The sequence below is a fragment of the Vibrio sp. QJM3NY_39 genome (genome assembly GCF_057785895.1).
The window spans coordinates 1696140-1718115 of the sequence record NZ_CM173505.1 but is presented as its reverse complement, the minus strand read 5'-3'; the positions used below and the strand labels follow the sequence as shown (position 1 = coordinate 1718115).

At 44.0% G+C, this 21976-nt stretch carries 23 protein-coding genes and 2 pseudogenes; 7 read left to right on the top strand and 18 right to left on the bottom strand.

Annotated elements, in window-relative coordinates:
- Positions 1-93: 93 nt before the first annotated feature.
- From AC3CHU_RS07810 to AC3CHU_RS07800, 3 genes are all read right to left on the bottom strand, one after another.
- Positions 94-468, bottom strand: coding sequence for a VOC family protein (locus AC3CHU_RS07810; protein WP_488525413.1), 375 nt, complete (start codon positions 466-468; stop codon positions 94-96).
- Between the two features lie 65 nt (positions 469-533).
- On the bottom strand, positions 534-1232 hold the full coding sequence (locus AC3CHU_RS07805; RefSeq protein ID WP_488525412.1) for a pseudouridine synthase: 699 nt from the start codon (positions 1230-1232) through the stop codon (positions 534-536).
- Positions 1232-1393: a hypothetical protein gene (locus AC3CHU_RS07800; RefSeq protein WP_012604036.1), complete on the bottom strand. Its 162-nt coding sequence runs from the start codon at positions 1391-1393 to the stop codon at positions 1232-1234. Before AC3CHU_RS07800 ends, AC3CHU_RS07805 begins: the two co-directional genes overlap by 1 nt.
- Positions 1394-1600: 207 nt before the next feature.
- Here AC3CHU_RS07800 and AC3CHU_RS07795 point away from each other — a divergent pair, with 207 nt between their 5' ends.
- Positions 1601-2002, top strand: a complete 402-nt coding sequence (locus AC3CHU_RS07795; protein WP_054546373.1) for a YkgJ family cysteine cluster protein — start codon at positions 1601-1603, stop codon at positions 2000-2002.
- A gap of 52 nt (positions 2003-2054) precedes the next feature.
- Here the strand turns inward: AC3CHU_RS07795 and AC3CHU_RS07790 are convergent, their stop codons facing one another.
- The 8 genes and pseudogenes from AC3CHU_RS07790 to glpT form a co-directional block, all read right to left on the bottom strand.
- Entirely contained in the window at positions 2055-2468 is a 414-nt protein-coding gene (locus AC3CHU_RS07790; RefSeq protein ID WP_065205277.1) for an NUDIX hydrolase, read from the bottom strand.
- Between the two features lie 228 nt (positions 2469-2696).
- Positions 2697-3077 carry a SpoIIAA family protein gene (locus AC3CHU_RS07785; protein WP_146454522.1) on the bottom strand — a complete coding sequence of 127 codons (381 nt, stop codon included), beginning with the start codon at positions 3075-3077 and terminating at the stop codon, positions 2697-2699.
- A gap of 112 nt (positions 3078-3189) precedes the next feature.
- Positions 3190-3693: an HAD family hydrolase gene (locus tag AC3CHU_RS07780; protein ID WP_488525411.1), complete on the bottom strand. Its 504-nt coding sequence runs from the start codon at positions 3691-3693 to the stop codon at positions 3190-3192.
- A gap of 43 nt (positions 3694-3736) precedes the next feature.
- On the bottom strand, positions 3737-4237 hold the full coding sequence (locus tag AC3CHU_RS07775) for a GNAT family N-acetyltransferase (RefSeq protein WP_171313092.1): 501 nt from the start codon (positions 4235-4237) through the stop codon (positions 3737-3739).
- A gap of 43 nt (positions 4238-4280) precedes the next feature.
- Positions 4281-4415, bottom strand: a pseudogene (locus tag AC3CHU_RS07770) (D-2-hydroxyacid dehydrogenase family protein); the annotation flags it as partial.
- A gap of 75 nt (positions 4416-4490) precedes the next feature.
- Positions 4491-4955, bottom strand: a complete 465-nt coding sequence (locus AC3CHU_RS07765) for an ASCH domain-containing protein (protein ID WP_171316267.1) — start codon at positions 4953-4955, stop codon at positions 4491-4493.
- A 261-nt stretch (positions 4956-5216) separates the two neighbouring features.
- A complete protein-coding gene (glpQ, locus tag AC3CHU_RS07760; RefSeq protein WP_488525410.1) occupies positions 5217-6272 on the bottom strand; it encodes a glycerophosphodiester phosphodiesterase in 1056 nt (351 codons plus the stop codon).
- Positions 6273-6351: 79 nt separating this feature from the next.
- Positions 6352-7725, bottom strand: coding sequence for a glycerol-3-phosphate transporter (gene glpT, locus AC3CHU_RS07755; protein WP_114633484.1), 1374 nt, complete (start codon positions 7723-7725; stop codon positions 6352-6354).
- A 558-nt stretch (positions 7726-8283) separates the two neighbouring features.
- Between glpT and AC3CHU_RS07750 the strand changes: the two genes are divergently transcribed.
- Both AC3CHU_RS07750 and AC3CHU_RS07745 read left to right on the top strand, forming a co-directional pair.
- Positions 8284-9000 (top strand): membrane lipoprotein lipid attachment site-containing protein, encoded by a 717-nt coding sequence (locus AC3CHU_RS07750; RefSeq protein ID WP_171308210.1) that lies wholly within the window; start codon positions 8284-8286, stop codon positions 8998-9000.
- A gap of 178 nt (positions 9001-9178) precedes the next feature.
- A complete protein-coding gene (locus tag AC3CHU_RS07745; RefSeq protein ID WP_114633482.1) occupies positions 9179-9679 on the top strand; it encodes a hypothetical protein in 501 nt (166 codons plus the stop codon).
- A gap of 147 nt (positions 9680-9826) precedes the next feature.
- On the opposite strand, the gene AC3CHU_RS07740 is transcribed toward AC3CHU_RS07745, so the two are convergent.
- The 4 genes and pseudogenes from AC3CHU_RS07740 to AC3CHU_RS07725 all read right to left on the bottom strand — a co-directional run bounded on the left by AC3CHU_RS07740 (position 9827) and on the right by AC3CHU_RS07725 (position 12092).
- Positions 9827-10081 (bottom strand): DUF3297 family protein, encoded by a 255-nt coding sequence (locus AC3CHU_RS07740; protein ID WP_004733911.1) that lies wholly within the window; start codon positions 10079-10081, stop codon positions 9827-9829.
- Between the two features lie 240 nt (positions 10082-10321).
- Positions 10322-10736: pseudogene (locus AC3CHU_RS07735) on the bottom strand (GNAT family N-acetyltransferase).
- A gap of 66 nt (positions 10737-10802) precedes the next feature.
- Entirely contained in the window at positions 10803-10937 is a 135-nt protein-coding gene (locus AC3CHU_RS07730) for a hypothetical protein (protein WP_372229133.1), read from the bottom strand.
- Between the two features lie 24 nt (positions 10938-10961).
- On the bottom strand, positions 10962-12092 hold the full coding sequence (locus AC3CHU_RS07725) for a PcfJ domain-containing protein (protein WP_488518824.1): 1131 nt from the start codon (positions 12090-12092) through the stop codon (positions 10962-10964).
- A gap of 243 nt (positions 12093-12335) precedes the next feature.
- On the opposite strand from AC3CHU_RS07725, the gene AC3CHU_RS07720 reads away from it, so the two are divergent.
- The 4 genes from AC3CHU_RS07720 (at position 12336) to AC3CHU_RS07705 (ending at position 16735) form a co-directional block, all read left to right on the top strand.
- Positions 12336-12758: a universal stress protein gene (locus AC3CHU_RS07720; protein ID WP_054546383.1), complete on the top strand. Its 423-nt coding sequence runs from the start codon at positions 12336-12338 to the stop codon at positions 12756-12758.
- 274 nt (positions 12759-13032) lie between these two features.
- A complete protein-coding gene (locus AC3CHU_RS07715) occupies positions 13033-14439 on the top strand; it encodes a DASH family cryptochrome (RefSeq protein WP_488525409.1) in 1407 nt (468 codons plus the stop codon).
- Complete coding sequence (locus AC3CHU_RS07710; protein WP_488525408.1) at positions 14436-15995, top strand: cryptochrome/photolyase family protein; 1560 nt, start codon at positions 14436-14438, stop codon at positions 15993-15995. Before AC3CHU_RS07715 ends, AC3CHU_RS07710 begins: the two co-directional genes overlap by 4 nt.
- Entirely contained in the window at positions 15995-16735 is a 741-nt protein-coding gene (locus AC3CHU_RS07705; RefSeq protein ID WP_065205288.1) for an SDR family oxidoreductase, read from the top strand. Before AC3CHU_RS07710 ends, AC3CHU_RS07705 begins: the two co-directional genes overlap by 1 nt.
- A gap of 165 nt (positions 16736-16900) precedes the next feature.
- On the opposite strand, the gene AC3CHU_RS07700 is transcribed toward AC3CHU_RS07705, so the two are convergent.
- The 3 genes from AC3CHU_RS07700 to AC3CHU_RS07690 all read right to left on the bottom strand — a co-directional run bounded on the left by AC3CHU_RS07700 (position 16901) and on the right by AC3CHU_RS07690 (position 21971).
- The gene (locus tag AC3CHU_RS07700; protein ID WP_029221996.1) at positions 16901-17785 is read right to left on the bottom strand and encodes a PA4780 family RIO1-like protein kinase; all 885 of its coding nucleotides are present in this window, start codon (positions 17783-17785) and stop codon (positions 16901-16903) included.
- 93 nt (positions 17786-17878) lie between these two features.
- A complete protein-coding gene (locus tag AC3CHU_RS07695) occupies positions 17879-18022 on the bottom strand; it encodes a DUF2256 domain-containing protein (RefSeq protein ID WP_017078065.1) in 144 nt (47 codons plus the stop codon).
- A 232-nt stretch (positions 18023-18254) separates the two neighbouring features.
- Positions 18255-21971 carry an AAA family ATPase gene (locus AC3CHU_RS07690; protein WP_488525407.1) on the bottom strand — a complete coding sequence of 1239 codons (3717 nt, stop codon included), beginning with the start codon at positions 21969-21971 and terminating at the stop codon, positions 18255-18257.
- Between the last annotated feature and the right edge of the window lie 5 nt (positions 21972-21976).

Sequence of the window (21976 nt, the reverse complement as noted above, 5' to 3'; positions counted from 1 at the left end):
TGAACCTATTTTATCATTGCCTTATGTCGGCATAAATAAAGAAACAGATGAATAATTTGAAGTTTTCACTGGCCTCAATGCAAGTTGGATGAATTAACGCGGCCTGATGTTTTCAGCCACACGCCACAGCACACCATTTGGGTCAGTGATACAAAACTCAAGCATTCCCCAAGGCTGCTCAACAACCTCGGAAACAGTAACTTCAAATTCCGACACTACATTAGAGTTTTGGATGTGTTGATACCAACTTTTTATGTCTTCAACCAGCAAGTGCATCATGTAATTGTGACAGTGCGCAGGTTCATAAAAGTTTTGCAAAAGGAAGGCACAACTGCCGTATCGTAGATAGGCGATATCGTGAAATTCAGACATCACTTCGAAGCCGATTGACTGGTAAAAACGTTTAGATAAATCGAAGTCTTTCGTGGGTACGAAAGACTTAATTTCTGAGACTTTGAGGTTTTCCATCCTACATCCTTATAGGGTTGATATTCTGCTCCTGCCACGCTTAACGCCTTAAGTGGTTACAGCGTTTATTCAGAGCCCTGCTGAAATGAGTCGACTTCGGCTTGGGTTAAATAACGCCACTGGCCTGCTTCAACATCTAAACGAACATCACCAATCTGTTCACGGTGAAGGCCAACAACTCGATTCCCTACCGCGGCAAACATTCGTTTTACTTGATGAAACTTACCCTCTGTAATAGTCAACAGCACTTCTTTACTGGTAATCACTTCGAGCTCTGCCGGACGCGTCAGTTTTTGCTCGCCTTGCAATTGAATGCCCGCTTTGAACTTGTCAGCGACATCGTCTTTGATATCTCGTGACAATGTCACGCGATAGACCTTCTTACATGACTTGGTTGGCAGCGTGATATTGAATGACCAGCGCCCATCATCGGTAATCAAGACTAAGCCTGTTGTGTCTGCATCTAAGCGCCCTGCGATGTGCAGTTCTGATGCTTTGTCTACCTCGATGTAGTTGAACACCGAAGGATAAACCTCATCGATATTGGAGCAAATAGTACCCGCTGGCTTGTGCATTAAAAGGTATCGAAATTCACGTAACTCAAGCTGCGTCCCATTTAACAAGATGGTGTTGCTTTCATGAACCTGAGTCGATTCATCGGTGACAATCTCGCAGTTTACGTTCACCTCGCCATTATGGATGCGTTCAATCGCTTCAGGCTTGGTTAGTTCAGTGCTTTTGCATAGGTATTTATCAAGGCGCATTAATCGTCAGCGCCACATTTTGCGCATGGCTTGTAGGTACGTTCGCCTTGAGCAATCACCACATAGTCTCGAACGCAGTTATCACATAGCGCCAACTTTGGGTAAGCGTCTTTCTGTTTCTTTGCGTTGATATCGCCTTCGGTGGTGTATACGGTTCTCATTTCTATGCCTTGTTTTAATAACTTACTAGGCGCAAATTGTATCACTGTTTACAGCCTTGTTTGGAGTGGTGTTAGGTAGTTAAAGTAATATTAAGTACTTCTATTTTAGGCTCCTTCCCGAAACAGTTTAACCATGAACAACAAAGTCAACGTGCCACGCCTATCAGTGGTAAAATGATAAAAGCTCACCAACCAATGAAGTCACTAATGAAAAATTGTAATCAATGCGGGAAATGCTGTATCAAATACGGAGATGGTGACCTTGCCGCAACGCAAGAAGAGATTGATTTGTGGGAGTTGTTCAACCCAGACATCTTTGAATATGTTCGAGGAAGCGAGATATGGTTCGACCCTGAATCTGGTGAACGTTTAACTCGCTGCCCTTTTCTGGAGCTAGTTCCGACGAAAGACACCAAGGCTCAAGCCAAGTACACCTGTAGTATTTACTTAGACCGACCAGAAGATTGCAGACACTATCCAAGCCTGATTAATGAGATGGTACGAGATGAGTGTGAAATGATTGAGGTGGTGGATTTACAAGACACGAAGAAAGCTCAAAGAAAACTCGACATTCTGATGAAAGACAGTCGCCCTTCAAGCTTTTCATAAGCACTGATCTATAAAGATCCTGACTAAACAGTCGTTTTGTATTAACGAACCATTATTTACTGATAAGTGGTAAATACTGGTTCGCTTCTAACCAATCAAGCGCAACCAGTGCCGCCAGTGAACATACTGCTCTGTCGTTGCCATCCACAAACTTAAGCTCTTCAATTTCGGCATCTGGAGACAGTTCGCCAGTATAATCAGCAAGATAACAAGTCAATTGCACCGATACGCCTTCTGCTTTACCGTCAGCTTGGCCTGTAAACGTCTCAACGTATTTGATGGAATCAGGCACCAAATCTACCGAGATCTCTTCTTTGATTTCGCGAACCAGTGCTTGCTCATCACTTTCGCCCGCTTCACGCTTACCACCCGGTAGATAGAACAGTTCTTTGCCTTTTGATCTCACCATCAACAACTTGCCGTCTTTGATGAATATCCAAGCCAGCTTATCAATTACCTTATGCATGTCGTTAGACCTTATTTTTGTTTTAATTCTCGTTTTTACTGAATCTGGCCGCGCTACTAGTCACGACCAAACCAAGCCTGCGTATGTTACACGCTGGAATGAATATGCTCTATTGAATCGAATAGGAAATATCATAACCAAAACGAAAAATGACAGCGTTTGAGACAATGCTCATCAACTGTCATTGGCGATGTTTACGAACTACTCTCTAGCTGCCCGCGAATAGTATCAATCGACTAGCCACTGAAGCGCAGAGTCATGCTCTTCGAATGACTTTATCTCACCGGACACAAACCAGCCCCCTACTTTTGAAGCGAATTCTTGCCAGCTTTTATCACCATAAATCGCGATTTTGTCTATCTTCGAATTGAGCTCTAACCCCAATTTGAAATCATCCCAAGCAGCACGCAACTCCCACCCCGTTAAAGTGGAGATGTCGACAAGCATCTTGAGTTCGGATGAATCGAGTTCTTCTAGCGTGGTATTTAGAATTGGCATCATTGCTTGATAGTCATCATGTGTGAGTTTACCTTTCGCTTTAAACACAACAATGGTTTCACCACTAACACGTTCAATTCCAACCGATATTCCGTGACGTTCGATATTCATAGCCTAGCCCTCATAGTGGAAACTAGACTTAGCTTAGAGGATTAAATAACAAAGAGATGAGAAGTTGGTGTCAAAACGGACAAGCGAATTATCTGAACTTAATATCAGGTAGTTAATCGCGCTTCTCCAACAGTGCACTTAGACTTTGAACTTGCACGATACGCGGATGCTCTGACTTAAGCTCAACTCCTTCCGTATTCAACCACACCGCTTGCAAACCCGCTTCAAGTGCTGGGTAAATGTCTTTCTTTAGGGTGTCACCCACCATTGTGATGTGTTGTGGTTCAACACCGAGCTTAGAAATGATGGCGGGATAGAACTCCGGTTCGAACTTAGAAAAGCCAATGCTCGCATTACAAAAATAGCCCAAGATATATTGAGACAGGCCAACACGCTCAAAGGCTCGAATGATGTCGTTTTTACTTGAATCACCGGCATTGGTGGCAACATAGACTTGATGATTTTTGGAGAGTTCAGCCAGTAATACACGAGCACCACTCACTTCTTGTACGGTTTCCCAGCCACACATCTTCCCTTGTGCGTCGGGGAAATCGACCATTAGCGTATTGCCCCAGTCGAATAAGACTATTTCTGTTAATTCGATTAGCTTTGTCATCTTGCCTCCTGCATACGATGAATTATCTAGTATTTAAACGAGCCTATAAAAACTTCTCAATAAGGATCTCATCAAAGTACTGGTCGCCGATCTTACCGTGTTTCTTAGCCGTTCCGACTATTTCAAAACCTTGCTTAAGGTATACCGCTAACGCGCGCTCGTTGTCTGCTCTTACATAGGCGAAAAGCTTTTCATAACCTTTGGCTTTGGCTGCTTTGAATGTGTAATCAAACAACTGTTTTGCAACACCCTGCCCACGGCTATTTGCATCAACATAAGTACCAATAATACCAACATGGTCAAAGGCCTTAGTGTAAGTAGCAAATGGTTCTACATTCTGAAAACCAAGCAGCTGACTTGTCATCTCGTTGACTGCAACGCTAAATACACCACGTTCTGGAAACGACTCAATGAATGCCTTTTCTTCATCAACAGTAAAAGTCTGATCTAAGATCGTATAACGCGCTTCGATAATGATTGGATTCAATACATCAATAATGCCTTGTGCATCTTCTACCGCGACTTCTCTGATTGTTGAGCTCATACTTCTCTACCTCTTTTTTTTTTGCTTTGGGCAGATTCTATCGCTATAGGCCATCTCTTTGATAGGACAGAATGTTGTTGAAAGCGATATCAAAGTAGAGTTCGTAGCTATTTTGTTCAACATAGCCCAAATGTGGAGTCGCTGTGACGTTTGGTAAGGACAATAGCGGTGCGGTATCTAGTTATCTTGCTTTAGTCAAAGACACCTAAAGCGCCAAGCCTTGTGATTCAATAAGACACTCACGGTTACTGTATTACTGATAAACTACTTTGAAGCGCTCTAACACAAGTAACATGTCTTCACTTGGTGAGATCTTGAGTTCTTCACATTCACGAGAGAAGAAGTTCCAGTGAGCTTTTCTCCACCATTCTAGTGTTTTATCACCCTCGCCTTCTGCAGCAGCAAACTCCGCACTCACTTCGTTGTATTTGCACGACGACACCGACGTGATCTCAACAATACAGACAGGCTCACCATCCCAATCGGTGACGACTTGTAAGTGACCTACTATGGGTCTCGTCTCGCCTTCATAGGTATACCAGTGTTCAAGGCCGCAGGACGCCTGTTTTTCACCTTTTAAAATCAACTGCGCGCAAAGGTTGGCGTTGTACTCGTCGGCGCAGTAATAATCAGCACTAAAGGAGGTGTATTGCGAGGCAACGTCCGCTGGCAATGTGTTGAGGTACCTATCAAGATAAGCTTTACTTCTTTCTTCCATGATCTTTCCAAGTTCAATATTAGGTTGAGCCGATAAATACTTATAGATTAAGCATCTGGCTGCATTGGGAGTAACCTATCAAGTCAGGTTATTGCTGTAAACCGAGTGAATATCAAAATGTGGGCTGAGAAAGAAGAGTATGGGTAGGATTTCGAGGCCAGTACAAGAAGAGCCAAAAAGTTAAAAGAGCTAAAAGCGCCTTTAGGCTGTGCTTTTAGCTCTTCGTATCTCGTTACTAGTACCTCGTAACTGAGCAGGAAATTAACGTTTTAAGAAGTCGACCGCTTTGTCCGGAAAGTCGGTAAACACACCATCGACTTTGACTTGGTTGTAGAAGACATCCAACATGCCATCAAAGTTATCAGCATAAGCTGGGATTCTTCCTGGATCAGCACGGAACGTGTACGGGTGAACGTCTAAGCCAGCGTCTTTTGCTGACTTCATCAATGGTTTAATAATGATGTTATCTTTGGTCGATGCATCGTCCACCAGCATAGGTTTCCATGGGCCAATACCATCAGCATAGCTAGCGACTTTTGCCATTCCGCCCTTCTCAAACATCCAGTCATAGCTGTACGGCGTCGCTTTATCGCCCTTGTAAGTCATGGTTTCATTCCAGTCTGTGTAAGCCATCAACTGAACGAGCTTAAGGTCCATTTCCATAGCTGGCATTAACTCATCATTAATGCGTTGCAATTCATTGGCGTCGAAACACTGCAAATACACTTTGTCGTCTTTCGATAGATACCCATATTGTTGCAAGGTGGCAAGCACAGCTTTAGAGATGTCTTTTCCTTCATGACGATGGAACCAAGGTGCTTTAATCTCAGGATAAATGCCCACGTCATAACCTAAGGTCTTGTTTAGGCCTTGGATCAGCTCGATTTCTTCTGCAAATGTAGCGACACGAAAATCAGACTGCCACATTGGGAAGCGTGCTGGGAACCCAGCCACTCGATTACCTTGGTCATCTAGGTTAAAGCCTTCAGTCACTTTTAATGATTTGATCTCGGCAAGCGTAAAATCAATCGCATAGTAACGGCCATCTGCACGAGCGCGTGTTGGAAAACGATCCGCGACATCGGTGACGCGATCTAAATAGTGATCATGCAAAACCACCAATTGGTCATCTTTGGTCATCACTACATCTTGTTCGATATAGTCAGGTTTCATTGCGTAAGCGAGTGCTTTAGCCGGTAATGTGTGCTCGGGCAAATAACCAGAAGCACCACGATGTGCAATCACTAAAGGATCGGCGAACGCATTTGCAGATAAGCTAAGAGCTAATAAAGTCAGAGACAGTGACGTTGTTTTCATTATTGTTTCCCTTGATAAAACAGAAGCAGGATATACCTGCCTCTGTTGTTTATTAGTATGACGTTGTCCAGTTAATGAACTACTGAGTTAATGCTTCTTTCTGTTGTTCGAGTTCTTTTTGTTTGTGGTGTTCACGCTCTCCTAAGAAGGCATAAAGCAGACAAATTATTGAAGCAACACAAGCACCGACCAAGATAATGAAGCCGCCATCCCAGCCGTAATGGTCAACCATAAAACCAAGCACGGCATTGGCAGCAACTGCGCCACCTAAGTAACCAAACAAGCCAGTAAGACCCGCAGCCGTACCTGCCGCTTTCTTAGGTGCAAGTTCAAGTGCATACAAACCAATTAGCATTACTGGTCCATAGATAAGGAAACCAATCGCGATAAGTGCCAGCATATCAACCGTTGGGTTACCTGCCGGATTTAGCCAGTACACTAATACAGCGACAGTAACGAGAACCATGAACAGGATCCCTGCTGGTGCGCGTCGGCCCTTAAACAACTTATCTGAAATCCAACCACACAGTAGCGTTCCAGGAATACCTGCCCACTCATACAGGAAGTAAGCCCAAGACGATTTATCTACTGAGAAGTCTTTTGCTTCTTTTAAGTAAACTGGAGCCCAATCGAGTACGCCATAGCGGATAAGGTAAACAAACGCGTTAGCAATCGCGATTGACCACAGTAACTTGTTAGAGAAAACGTACTTAAAGAAGATCTCTTTCGCCGTCATTTCTTTCTCATGGGACGTGTCGTAGTCGTCTGGGTAATCGTCTTTGTGTTCTTCAATCGGTGGTAAGCCACAAGATTGAGGTGTATCTCTTACGGTGAACCAAACAAAAATAGCAACGAGAGTGGCAAAAAATGCAGGAACATAAAAAGCGGTTCGCCAATCATCGTTAAAAGCCCACAGTCCCAATAAGAACATTGGGCCAATCAAGCCGCCACCCACGTTGTGAGCAACGTTCCATACCGATACGATCTCACCACGTTCTTTACGCGACCACCAGTGAACCATGGTTCGTCCACAAGCCGGCCAGCCCATGCCCTGAAACCAACCATTCAAGAACAATAGAATAAACATTGCAGTGATGCTGCCTGTTGCCCATGGCATGAAACCAAAGCAGAACATGACCAACGCCGACATTAACAAGCCGCCACTGAGGAAATAACGAGGGTTAGAACGGTCAGAAACGCTTCCCATCAAAAACTTAGATAAACCGTAAGCGATGGATACTGCTGCTAAAGCAATCCCTAGCTCTCCTCGACTGTACCCTTGCTCAATCAGGTATGGCATCGCCAAACTGAAGTTTTTGCGGACTAGGTAGTAACCGGCATAGCCAACAAAGATGCCGAGAAAAAGCTGCCATCGTAATCGTGTGTAGGTGCTATCGATCTTATCGGTAGATAAGCGATCGATATGCGCCATAGGTTTGAATATTCCAAACATAGGAACCTCATGTGTATTGGGCGATAGAAATAAAATGCTCGAACGAAAAAATTTAGCGCTCATTCGAAAGCCTGGGAATTGTATGTGCTTCAGGATTATTTTCTGTGATAGAGATAGCCATTAACAATAAATAACCTTAAATACAGCACTTTAGTTTCATTTAATTAGACTGCGCTTCATGTTTTTGTTTGTTGGTTTCTTATTCGAGGAAGGCATTTGTATATAAATCATACTTTCGAGTGAGCAATTTATTATCAATTTCACTTAACAGAATGTTCGGAACTTCAGTGTGGTAGTTATCAGATCAATAGATTGGTACACATAGAGCATGCATAGTGAATGAGTCAGAATATAAGCTTGCGCAATGCATCGCATAAATAACACATAGCAGATCGTGATGTATTGTATTTCTTTTCGTTTATTTATCGAATTACCAAGGTTGTTTATTGTACACCTCAAGCGATGCAGCAATGTCTATACACAAGGTGTATACCCGTCACCTTGTAGTGAGGTTAGTCAGTGAGCATCTTACGAATTCAACAAATGATAGGAAATATCATGAACAAATCACTTATCGCACTCGTTCTTACAGCTGTTTTAGCAGGTTGTTCATCTGGCGGTGGTTCAGAACCAGCACAACCTCAATTTGATGGTGATTATGGTTTCGAAAATATCGATCCAGGTTTTGGACTAGATGATTCAGATAACGATGGCGGTTATGAGAACCCTGAATCCGACCCTGGTTATGGTGCCGATGCCCCAACGTTAAAAGACAGAATAGCTCAAGCAGATTTAGGTTTTGTTCATATTCCTGAGTTGGGAGACATTCCTTTCTTTAATAAAGACAACGGTGATGCTCATATAAGCGCCGTTAAACAACGTTCTAATGATGAAGAAACGCTATACAGCATCTACGTAGATGACAAGCCTGTCGGTGAAATCATCGTTCGTGAAGATTATGTGACAATCAGGTCTGGTGACAAGATGATCTCAGGTGAGAAGGAATCTTATCTTGATACTGAACATACCTTTTGGACAGTTAGAGACACTAGCGGAAATGTAGTTGGCGACTTTAAACGCCTAGACGATGGTGTTTGGGTGTTCCGTGAAGAAATAGAGCGCGAGACATTTGTGGTCAAGTATCACAACGGCCAGTGGAACTTTATCCCAGTTGCGGATATTAAAAATAAGGTTAAAGACAACTTGCCTTCTCAGGCAGAAGTTACCAAAGTTCGTGCAAAGATGCAGGTCAATAAGCTACGTACTTTAAAATAACGATTACCCCCATTCCCATAACAAATAGGCATCCTCAAACCTAAGAGGATGCCGTTCAAAACATCTACGAAGAAAACACTAACAAAAAGCTCAAGGAAGATCCGGACTAGGTGACTAATCTACTGGCGTTCAATACTTTGAATTCGCCGATATTTTGTATACATAAGCGAGAGATCCAATGACCATCAAAAAGCTTCCCATTCTGACATTAGCCGCTGTCTTGTTGTTCACTATGTCTAACGCACAAGCCTATGAACAAAACCAAGAGGAAACCGCGATTACATTTGGTCTATCGGCTGAACGTGGTTGGCGTGATTGGTCTGCTTCTTACATAAAATATCGCGGCCCGGGTAGCATAGGTTATGGTATTGAATTTACTCGTTCGGCTTATAACGAAGACGAAGAATCTTACGAATACAAACAACGTGACAACGAATATCAGTTTCACGCCCCTATTGGAATCACCGAAAACTTGTACATCACTCCCGGTTACGGGATTAAGCGAACACATACAGACGTAACTTTAGATAGCCGCGAGTTCTCTAACAGATCAACCAAACAGGTGGGAGGCTTAGATGCCACCTATATTATGGACAGCGGCTTTGTAGTGACAGCAGGATTCGATAAAGCAGAAGGTGAAGACTTGGAATTCTCAATTGGTGCTGGTATCGCCTGGTAAAGGTAATAAGCCTAATAGATTTAGCAAACAAAAAGGGTCTAGATTTCTCTAGACCCTTTCAAGTAATAACTCTTAGTGACTCTATGTTGGCTAATTAGACAAAACATTTGCTAACTACACGAAGTATTAGCGCGTCACACAAAGCGATTATTCTTCGATGTAAAAAGCTTCTACAGAGCCTTTTAGAGTAATAAGCATTGGCTGACCACGGCGGTCTAGCGCTTTTGGAGAAGGGATCTTAACCCAACCTTCGCTGATGCAGTATTCTTCAACATCAGTACGCTCTTTACCATTTAGACGAATGCCGATTGGGTATTCGAAACACTCAGCCACGTGGTGTGGGCTGCGTGGGTTACCTGCTAGATGATCTGGTAAAGCTGGTTTTGAATTAGTATCGCTCATGTTCATTACCTGTATGTACGTAAATAAAAAAAGTGCGCCATTCTAGTCAATATAGGCTTTGTGCTCAACAACTGCTGCAATAAATCGTAGTGATCGTTTTAATCAACAGCGAGTTGTTTGATTTAAAGGCGATATAGGTATCATTTCAAACGAAAATTTAACAGGATTATACGTTGTTGATAAAGAGATAGGTTCAATACTCGATAGGTAGATAACCTAATAGTCGGCTTTGCTCTAAGCTTATCGAATAAGCTCTATACTCATCACTTTATGGTTTGCTTCTGAGTCGATATCGACGACTGACCAACCTAACCCTTGGTAGAGTTCCATTACATTGGTGTACACGTACAGTTGAGTTTGTACTGTAGAAGAAACCTGTTTTACACCACGATTAATCAATTCACTTGCAATACCTTGGCCTCGCCATTGAGCATCAACACACATCTCTTACTTGATGAGGTTCCTGAAAATGGGAATATGCCAAGCCACCAATGACCACATTATCGCGAAGCACTACTATTACTGGAGGGAGTTGTACGCAGTCTTTATAGGTATCTTTAAACTTAAAATCCGACCATTCACTTTGAAACAAGCGCTCTAAATCACTCCAATATGGCGAACTCTCATCGCAATTTCTAAAGATTACTTTCTGCATGTCTTCCCATCCTTTGAAGGGCTAATACGGCCATCCTAGCCTTGGTTTATATCAGTGTAGATAAAGTTACTCTTCTTCGTCGTAATCGTCTGCAGGGTCTTGATTGATCTCTTCACCACACCCTAAGCATTCGGCTTGCAAACCTGTTGGCATGACAATAATCAAACCACAATGCGGGCATAAATCGCCTTGTTGAAACATCCTGTTATTCCTTCTACTTCACAGCTATTGCTTCGGATACTTTTGCTTACTCGCTTCTAACCAATCATGAATAACTTGGCGAGCAGACTCCGATGGCGGTGCATTTCGTTTCCCGCAAATTTGGTCAATCTCAAACGGAAACGCTTTGCTCGGGACACGACGTAGACCTATGGTTAAACGCTGAGGTTTGAACATGCGGAATACCACATAGCGATCGCTCATGATTCGATTGTGATAAACACCAATGCAGTGTTTTTGCTCCACGCCTTCTTGTTCAAGGTCGTAGTAATCAGTAAGTGGATGAATATTGTCGTTACCTAGCAAAGGAACCGGGTAAGGAATGTCTTTATCCATTGGGCGGTTACCTTCTAAACGACGCAGTTGACGTTGCTCTGTCCATCTATCGTGAAGTTGTTCGAACATCGCAAAAGAGTTCTGACTGGTAATGGCGCGTAATGGATCATCCATCTCCAAATCTAGTCCTAACAATATCGCATCTTGGAACATCGCCATTTTTGAAGGCGCATTAAGCCTACCCTCTTCCACCATCGCAATGCCCAATCGACTGCCGGTTAGAAATGGATGAACTTGGTCCAAACGAAGCGCTGTGTAGCCAACTTTGGAGTAATGCTTGAATTTAAGAACACGTCTTTGCAGGGGTTCGAGAATTCGCACAATGTGGTCAAGCTCATCACCGACGTTGTAATGAAGCTCTAGCTTATCGATAAATTTGAGTGTGGCTTTACTGCCGTCTAAGCCCAGTTTGGTTAAGATTCTCTTCTGCCCTAGACGACTCAGTTCCAATGCTTTCTTGTTATCGACACTGTGTTTCATGCAGATTAACGCCAAGATAACCGGTCTTAACTCAAGCAGTTGAGCAGCTTCATAAGTATTCGCCGCGAGCCACAACATCTGGTATTGATACTCTGGGAAATCATCGGTGATCTCACGATAACGAGCTGGCAATGAATCTAACCAACGACCATTCACATCAAACTGCTCAACGAGGTTTAAGCTCAAGCCAATACCACCATCGAGCGGTCGTCTACCATCTTCAAATACGTGAAAACCGACAAGTTTTTGCGACCAATCGCGGATCTCAATATCGTAGTCAAAGCCTAATGTTCGAGTTGGGATGGTGAGTAATGCTGTCATTGATGCCTCTTGGTTATTGACGAGTTGGACTATCGAGCTTATCTAATAGCAAAAAGCGTAAAGATCGAACTCACTTCACTATAACAACCTTTTGTAAATTTCTTATCAATCAAAGCGATATAAATACGAGAGTACTTAGAAGATCTTTGAATGATAATTTTACGCAATATGAGACCTCTTCGATATCATTTACTTAGAGAGAAACTATGCTTGTAACATCACTAATAACAAGAGGCTTTAATTATGGAATACCGACATATTCTGGTCGCACTTGAAATGTCTGATGACTCAAAAATACTCATTGATAGAGCAACCTTCTTCGCGAACAAACTAGAAACGGAACTTTCATTTGTTTATATCGACGGTACTCACGGAGAAATCTACCCAGAACTCGTTGATATTCAAGAAAATGAGAATGACCTACCTGTCAATGAAGATGCCATAAAACAACTAAGAGAGTTTGAGGCTTACGCTAAACAGCCGGTTCAGCACATCTTTGTGGGTACGGGTGATTTGAATGACAAGCTCAAAGACACCGTAAAAGCGCACAACATTGACCTGATGCTCTGTGGTCACCATCATGATTTTTGGCATAAGATCATCTCGCACTCGAAGCAATTGATAGACTCTTCTCCTGTCGACATACTCGTCGTTCCTATGGACTAGAGCTCGTTCCTAAAGACTGACTGCTTCTATGAACTAGAGTTTCTATGGACTGTCTGCTCCTAAAAACTGTCGCTCTTAACAAATAGCTGTTTTGGCTTATAAAGCCAGACTTGATGAGCCAACCTCTATCGGTATTATTGGTTGGCTTCTATTCTCTCCTCAATCCTCTTCTTTCCCCAAATTCAACCATTACCCATTCGGCGTAATCATTTGTGATCTTGTTTGCTCATCCACTCGTAACCGTCTAATAACTAACAAATCACGAGTGCAAGCAATGAAAAAGATTGGTCTCTATCTTTTCACAAACGACTTAAGAATCAACGATAATCAGTTGCTTCACCACGCCGCGCAGGTGGTCGATGAGCTCATTTGCGTTATTGTCGAACCTACGCTATCTCGCTTCTCTACTGAATTTGCACAAGAGCACAGTTATGGCGCGCATCGCCAAACCTTTATTTCACAATCGATAGCCAATCTAGAAGCCAATTTAGTGAAGTTTGGACAGCAACTGGTTGTGATCCGCAGTAACCATCTAGCACCCGACACTGCCGAACAAACACTCAGCCAAATCATTGCTACACAACACGTCACCCACTTTTTTGCTAACGCACATTGCGGTTACGACGAGCGACAATTGATTCATTCAGTACTCCGTCGTCACGCTGAGTTGATAACACGCTTGCCACACCACGCCACCTTGTTTGACTCACATGAGCTGCCTTTCGAATTATCAAAAGTCCCCAGCTCATTTACCAAGTTTAGAAAGCTAGTCGAACACTTGGGCGTTAATGGCGATGAGACGGTTATTTCACGCCTTCCGCCAGCAGCGACACCAATAGCGATATCAGCACCGACATCGGCAACCTCACTATTCAGTTCACCAACTGACGAAAGCGCAATAACAAGTGATTATTTGGGTGGAGAAGATGCAGGACTAGCGCATTTAGAAAACTACTTTTCACATGATTACGCCCTTAACTACAAACAGACTCGAAACGCATTTGACGGCATCGAAAGCTCAACCAAGTTCTCGCCGTGGTTAGCGCTCGGTTGCGTTTCACCTAAAACGATTTATCGCCATTTGAAACAGTTCGAAACCGAACATGGCAGTAACGATTCAACCTATTGGATCTACTTTGAGTTGTTGTGGCGCGAATTTTTCTATTGGAAGTGTTTGTCACTGGGCTCCTCGTTGTTCGGTGAAACCTCAAACCATGAACTCCACTCTTCAAACTCCTCAGCGACGTCGAACCTGAATTTCGCCAAATGGAAGAGTGGCAATACCAACTATCCGGTTGTCGATGCATGTATGCGTCAGCTTAATGCGACTGGCTACATGTCCAATCGCGGAAGGCAGTTAGCCGCAAGCTGTTTGATTTACGAGTTGGGCGTCGACTGGCGACACGGCGCAGCCTATTTTGAGAGCCAACTTATTGACTATGACTTGGCATCAAACTGGGGTAACTGGGCATATATAGCCGGAGCCCTGAACTCTCAGGTAAACACCCAAGCCAATAAGCAAAATGATGCTAAGCAACCTAAGCCTAAAACCAAACCTAAATCACGACATTTTGATTTGGGTAAGCAAACGGATATGTACGATCCAGACCATGCGTTTATCAACAAGTGGAATGCGAGCAGCAAAGAACCTGTCTTAACTAACAATCAGGATGTGTTATGAACTTCAAAACCGTGCGCCTTGTCTTAGGCGACCAACTCAATATCCAGCACTCTTGGTTTCAACAAGTTGATGACGACGTCATTTATATCATTGCCGAACTTAAGCAAGAGACCGACTACGTTGCATCTCACATTCAAAAAGTGGCCGCGTTTTTCTCTGCGATGGGCTACTTTGCCGACGAGCTAAAACAACAAGATCATCAGGTACTCCACCTAACTCTGGATGACACGACTCAATTTGAAAATCTCGATGCTCTATTGCAACACTATGTACACGAGTTTGCAGCTGAAAAATTTGAATACCAACGGCCAGATGAATATCGACTTCTCCAACAACTGGCAAAGCTGAAGTTAACTGGAGTAACCAAAGGCTGTAGCGATTCCGAGCACTTCCTGTTTCCGTTTGACGAGATTGAAACCCAGTTTCCTAAAGACAAACACATCATGATGGAACACTTCTATCGTCGAATGAGAAAGCGTTTCGACATCCTGCTCGACGATGGTAAACCGGTTGGCGGAAAATGGAATTACGATGCAAACAATCGTAAGAAGCTAAAGAAGCAAGACATCGAGAACTTGCCGCAACCATTAATGTTTGCCAACGACATTTCTGCGATTTTAGAACGCATCGAGCATCATCAAGTTCAAACCATTGGTGAAGTTGGCGAACAGTTATTATGGCCAGTCAATCGAGCGCAAAGCCTGTCTCTGCTTGCTCACTTCTGCCAAGTCTGTTTACCGCTGTTTGGTCAGTTTCAAGATGCAATGACGACCGAGCATGATTCAAAATGGAGTTTGTACCACTGTCGCCTCTCCTTCTCGTTGAACAGCAAACTGCTAAGCCCCCAAGAAGTGATTGATGCGGCACTTTCGGCTTATCAGGCTTCCTCTAAGCTAAATGCACCCACTATCGATATTGCACAAGTCGAAGGGTTCGTACGCCAAATTCTAGGTTGGAGAGAATACATACGCGGTGTTTATTGGGCGAACATGCCTGCTTACGCAAACAAAAACCACTACGCAGCAGACCGTCAGTTGCCTCATTACTTTTGGGATGGACAAACCAAGATGAATTGCATGAAGCACGCGATTGATCAATCCCTCGAGTTTGCTTATGCGCACCACATTCAAAGGCTTATGATCACCGGAAACTTCTGCTTAATTACGGGCATTGCTCCGGAGCAAGTCGACAGTTGGTACCTTGGTATTTATGTTGATGCGGTTGAGTGGGTCGAAATGCCGAATACGCGAGGTATGGCACTTTTTGCCGATGGCGGGATCGTCGGAACCAAACCATACTCTGCCAGCGGTTCTTACATTAATCGCATGAGTGATTACTGCAAAGGCTGTCATTACCAAATTAAAGAGCGCAGTGGAGAGAGTTCTTGTCCATTCAACAGCTTGTACTGGCGCTTCATGAACAAACATCGCGAGGCCTTAAATCGCAACCCTCGAATGGGGATGCTTTATCGTTCTTGGGACAATATGGACGAGCAAGACCAACAAGCGATTCTCGACACCGCAGAACAACGACTGACTAACTTGGAGAACTTATAATGGTGGAACAACTCAGATTACACATATTGGTCATTGGTGGCAGCGGCGGTATTGGTTTCGCCGTGGTTAAGCACCTACTGTCTGAGCTGTCTCGCTTTGATTTTCTCGATGTACATGTCGACGCGACTTATCATTCACAACGACCAAAATTGGAAGATAACCGTTTGAATTGGCACCAAGTCGATGCCACCAACGAAGCTGATATTGAGCGGCTAAGCACTCAGTTCGAGAGATTGGATTGGTTAATAAATTGCGTGGGTATGCTTCATACACCAGATCTAGGGCCTGAAAAGAATTTGTCCTCTATCGACCCAGAATTCTTCCTGAAAAACATCTCGGTGAATACCCTACCCAGCTTATTACTGGCAAAGCACTTCACGCCGATCCTCAAAGCCAGTGACAATCCAAAATTTGCAGTGGTATCGGCCAAAGTCGGCAGTATTTCAGATAACCGCTTAGGTGGTTGGTATAGCTATCGGTCATCGAAAGCGGCACTCAATATGTTTATCAAAACCATGTCGATTGAATGGCAACGTACCATAAAGAAAGGCACCGTGTTAGCGCTACATCCGGGCACAACAGACACGGCTTTATCGAAGCCTTTTCAGACCAATGTCCCTGAAGGTAAGTTGTTTGAGTCGAGCTATGTCGCCCATCAATTGGTCGATATCATTCGCACTGCCACACCGGACAAAAGTGGGCACTTCTACGCTTACGATGGTGAGCAGTTAAACTGGTAGTGAGGAATACCAATCGCTGGCTTTGATGAATGGTAAAATTTGATGAGTGCTAAAAAAGAAAACCCAACGAGTGTTACTCTGTTGGGTTATTTTTAGAACGAATGCATCAATTATTTAGGGATATATGGCTGATGCTTAACTAAAGCTCAAAACGGGTCATTACGACTACTCAGCCCAATTGAACTTGCTGTCGTCGACACCTTCTTTTTCTTCTTTAACACGCTCGCGTCGGTGTTGTTCTTCAATTCGCGCAGCGTCTATCTCTTGCATAATGGCTTCGATGTCTGCCAAATCGTCAGTTTCTGTAAACTCGCCCGTCAGCTTGCTGTCTGGCTTTAAGTCGCCTTTCTCGTATAAAGCCCACATTTCCTTGGCATACTCGGTTTTCGCCAATTCAGGGGCAAACTGAGCGTAATAATCACGGATGTTATTGATGTCACGAGCCAACATCCACTCGGCGTTGTTATTAGCCGAAGCGTCGACCGCTTGCGGTAGATCGATAATCACAGGGCCGTATTCATCAACCAATACGTTGAACTCAGACAAGTCACCATGGATCAAACCAACGCAAAGCATTTTAACCACGTAAGTCATCATCACTGCATGATCTTCAATTGCTTGTTCTGGCGGCATCACAACATCGTTCAATCTTGGAGCAACATAACCGTCATCATCAGTGACTAGCTCCATAAGCAGCACGCCATCAAAACAGCCATAAGGGACTGGCACACGAACACCCGCTTCTGCCAGTTTATACAAGGCATCCACTTCAGCGCTTTGCCACACTTTCTCTTGTTGCTCACGTCCAAATCCTGAGCCTTTTTCCATCGCTCTGGCACGGCGGCTGTTTCGGACTTTTCGTCCTTCACGATACGCCGTTGCTTTTTTAAAGCTGCGCTGGCTTATTTCCTTATATACCTTGGCACAACGGATCGTATCGCCGCAGCGTACGATGTACACTGATGCTTCTTTGCCACTCATTAATTGGCTTGTCACCTCGTCGACTAAACCATCGTCAACTAAGGGCTGTATTCTTTTAGGTATCTTCATGCCGCCTTTATACATTAGTTGTCTTACAGATAGAAATATTAACTTAAGAAATGAATGACGAAACTATTAACGTGTTCTAAAAACGAACAGAAATTACGCCAAAGTTGGCTTATGACGACGACAACGTTCTGAACAGTAGATCACGTCATCCCAACAGCGCTGCCACTTTTTACGCCATGAGAAAGGCTTTTGGCAAATAGGACATGTCTTAGTTGGTAAATGGGGCTTCTTGTGCATGGCCGTATCCTTTTTGATGAGTCCACTCCCTGCGTTTACTAGAGATTCCCTATTACGATCGTCCCTCGCTTTAGGGAATGACGATAATTATTATGTTCGTTCCATGTGTTAGGGAGTACGAGACATGATTGATGACAACTCCCGACTCCTTCATCCTCGAGAAGGAGGAACGACTGAGTCGGGGATCTGCTTGGTCTAGCTCTATTTCTGCGCTAATGAATATGGCTAGGAGTTAAGCGACAACCTTGTACTGCTTCTCCATCTCACTCACACCTAAGCCAGAGTGTTTTGTTACTTTAAGCTGAACAGGCACTCGCTCTTTCAATGCTTCAACGTGACTGATGACGCCAATCATCTTGCCAGATGCATTCAAGTTATCGAGCGCGTTTAGCGCAATGTCTAAAGTGTCGCTATCCAACGTGCCGAAACCTTCATCCAAGAACAAAGAATCAATACTTGTTTTGTAGCTCACAAGATCAGAAAGCGCTAAGGCCAACGCCAAGCTCACTAAGAAGCTTTCGCCACCGGATAAGGTTTTGGTGTCACGCATCACATCGCCCTGCCATGTATCAAGCACTTGCAGTTCTAAGCCATCATCGGCTTTACGTTTTAGCTCGTAACGACCATGCAAACGCTGCAGCTGCTTGTTCGCAAGGTACACCAAATTCTCTAGTGTTAAACCTTGGGCAAACTTACGGAACTTGTCGCCGTTCTTAGAGCCGATAAGTGAATTCAGACGTGAGATGTCATCAAACTCGACCTGATGCTCGTCTATTTGCTTAAACAGATCTTGCTGATTACTGCGGTTCTGGTTATCCGTTTCAAGATTGGCAGAAATCGCGCCGATCTTTGTCGCATGGCTTTGTTGTGCGTTTTGGCATTCAGTTGTCGCGTCTTCAACTTGCTGTTGGTCTTGCTCTTGCCATGCTTTAGCATTTTCGTGGTTTTGTAGCTCCACTTGCGTCGTTTTGGCGGTGTTCAACCTAGCTTGTGCACTGACAATCGCTTCGTCTAAAGACTTCTTCAGGCTTTGAAGTTGAGTTCTAACCTCTTCATCCAACAATGCTGCTTCAAAATCAGCCTCACCTTCGAATGGGCTCGTTTTAAGCGCTTCTAACCAAGCATTCGATACTTGTGTGTAACTTGACTGCTTGCTGGCCAACTCTTCAGAGAAGCTAATGTGTTTGGTTTGCTCAGTTCGATGTTCCAGTTCGCAGCGGTTAAGCACTAACTGCGCTGCATCAAATGCATTCACCGCTTCAGTGACTTTTTGCTTCATCGCATTGCTGGTGGCTTGAATGTCTTTGTCACCAAACAACTCTGCCCTTTCAGCACTAATACGAGTCAGCTCTAACACTAAAGACTCACTCTCTTGCGTCAGTGTCGCGAGCTCTTTCTCTGCGCTACTTAGCTTGTCATCTAAGGTTTTCAATTCGGCATTTTGAGTAATCAGTTGCTTCTCAATATCGGCCTGTTGCTGTTTGGTTTGCTGCCATGTGCTTGATGCTTGTGATTTCGCAGTAAACCAATCATCGATATGTTCAAGTTCAGGTGCTTCGATAGCGGTTTGAACAATGCTCTCTTTCAACGAATGCCATTGCTGATCTTTCGCTTGAGCTATCTTAGCTACTTGTTCGTTTGTAATGTGGTTTTGCTTATTCAGATCCGCTAAGCGTTGCTCGGCCAACTCAAGGTTAGATTGCGCCTTGTCAGCCATAACACTTACAGACAAGCGTTGTTTCTCAGCTTCCGCATAGTGCGCTTTGGCATCAGCCAATGCTTTAAGCTGCTGCGAGATCTGACTTAGTTGAAGTTCACACTGCTGAGCAAAGGTCACGACTGTAGCTTCATTGCCTAAATCGTTAATCGTTAGCAGAGCTAGCTCTGGAGCCGTGCCAGCGAAATCTAATAAGCCCTGTTGAAGCTTGCCGACAACGCCTTGCCAATTCATTTGAGCTTGCTGAATATCCGCTTGCGCACGTTGAATGCCATCGTTAAGTGCTGCAATCATAGGGGCAAGAGAATCTAACTGCTGACGATGCTCTTGGCCTTCTTTTTTGATGGCCGTTAACTCTAGGTTTTCTCTATCTTTTTGAGCAACCAAATTTGCAATATCTTGTGACTGTTCAATCGAATGGTCTGTTGAACCACACAGCGGGCACTCAGAGCCTGATTCTAGAGCTGCACGGTATTTCGCCAACTCGCCTTCTTGATCAATCAAACGCGTTAATCGCTCAAGCGAAGTCTCTTTCTCTTTATATCGCTCCACCAACACTTCACGCTCTTTCGAAAGCTTGTCGACCAACTGAGTGTTAGTTTGATGTGTTTGTGTTTTAACGTACAGCTGTTGTTGGGCATTTAGGAAACCACGATTGATCTCAAGTAATGAGTGCGTATTGCGATTCCAAAACTCCAACAGATCTTTTTGCGCATGCAATACTTGTTCGCTGGTGTTGCCTTGCAATGCTTCCCACTGTTGCTTTGCACTACTCTCTAGCACAACCAATTCACTTAAAGTTTTGTCTTGCGTTGCTTTAGCTTGTTGCGCAGATTTGATGATCGTTTGCTGAGTATCAACCGCAGACAAGGCTTGCTTCGCTGAGTTTAACTGTTCTGCATGCTGACGCTCTAGAGTACGAACTTGCTCTACCTTTGCTTGCCACTGACCTAAGTATTTTTCCAGATATTGGTCAGCTTGATGTGTATTTAAGTACTCAGTGCTGAGTTGATATTGTTGCTTCAGTGCATCAGTGTTTTGAACTAAATCGACCTGTTGATTACGCTGCTGCGTGTGTTGCTCGTTTAGCGTATTCGCTGCATTAACGGCCGCAGTTTGCTTATCTTTGAGTACAGCAATTTGGTTATCTAGAGGACGAACCTGTTCAATGATCTTCTCTTGATCTTGTTGTTCGGTTTTTATCTTCTGAACAGCGTCACTGCTTTGAGTCAGTTGAGTTTGCGCGTCTTGCTTTTCCGCATAACGAACAGCAAGTAACTTGGTGCTGTTATCTAAGTGAGCTTGAGTAGTGTTCACCTCTTGTTCGCAACGCTTTAAATCTTTGTGCATTGGGCGCAGTTTTTCGGCAGGTTCACTGTTTGCCAAACGCTCTAGTGAGGGTTGGTTACGGTCTAGCTCATCTTGAGCTGTTTTAAGATCGTGCTCGCTGGTCGCAATAATTTGCTCAGCTTTGGTCACGTCTTTCCACCAGCTAAGGTGAGCTTGCCACTCTTTTAACTGCTCAGACAAACGCTTCTGCTCGACTTCTAGCGTTTCACGCTCTGCGGTTAGCTCTTGGATTTGCTCTTCAGACAGTAAACTCACACCCTCAGCTTTTGCTTTCAGGTGATTAAGCGACTCTTCACTAGACTTGAAATGATCGTAGATGCGCTCAGAAATCAGGCTATAGACTTCTGTTCCCGTCAGCTCTTCAAGTAGCTCTGCGCGGTCGTTCGCATTGGCATTAAGGAATGCCGCAAACTCACCCTGAGACAACATGATGGATTTGGTGAAACGAGAGAAATCGAGACCTGTTACCTGCTCGACCAACTTGGTCTTCTTGGTCAGCATGGTTTCTAAGACTTTGTCGGTGTCAGCATCGGCAAATTCACACGTTGGCGTTTGTAATGCGCCATCGTGCTTTCCACGCGCTCGCTTTTGATGGAAGTTAGAGCGGTACGTTTTGCCCTGCACTTCAAATTCCAGCTCAGCGAAACACTCACCTGTACCACGTGTCATTAATTCATTGTTGCCTTTAGCGATACTTTTCAAACGTGGCGTGCGGTGGAACAGTGCCAAACAAATCGCATCAAGAATGGTGGTTTTACCTGCCCCTGTCGGGCCAGTAATCGCGAACAGACCATTTTCTGCAAACGGTGATTGGGTAAAATCGAGCTTCCAACGCCCTTTCAAAGAGTTCAGGTTTTCAAATTCTAGGCTTAAAATCTTCATGCTGG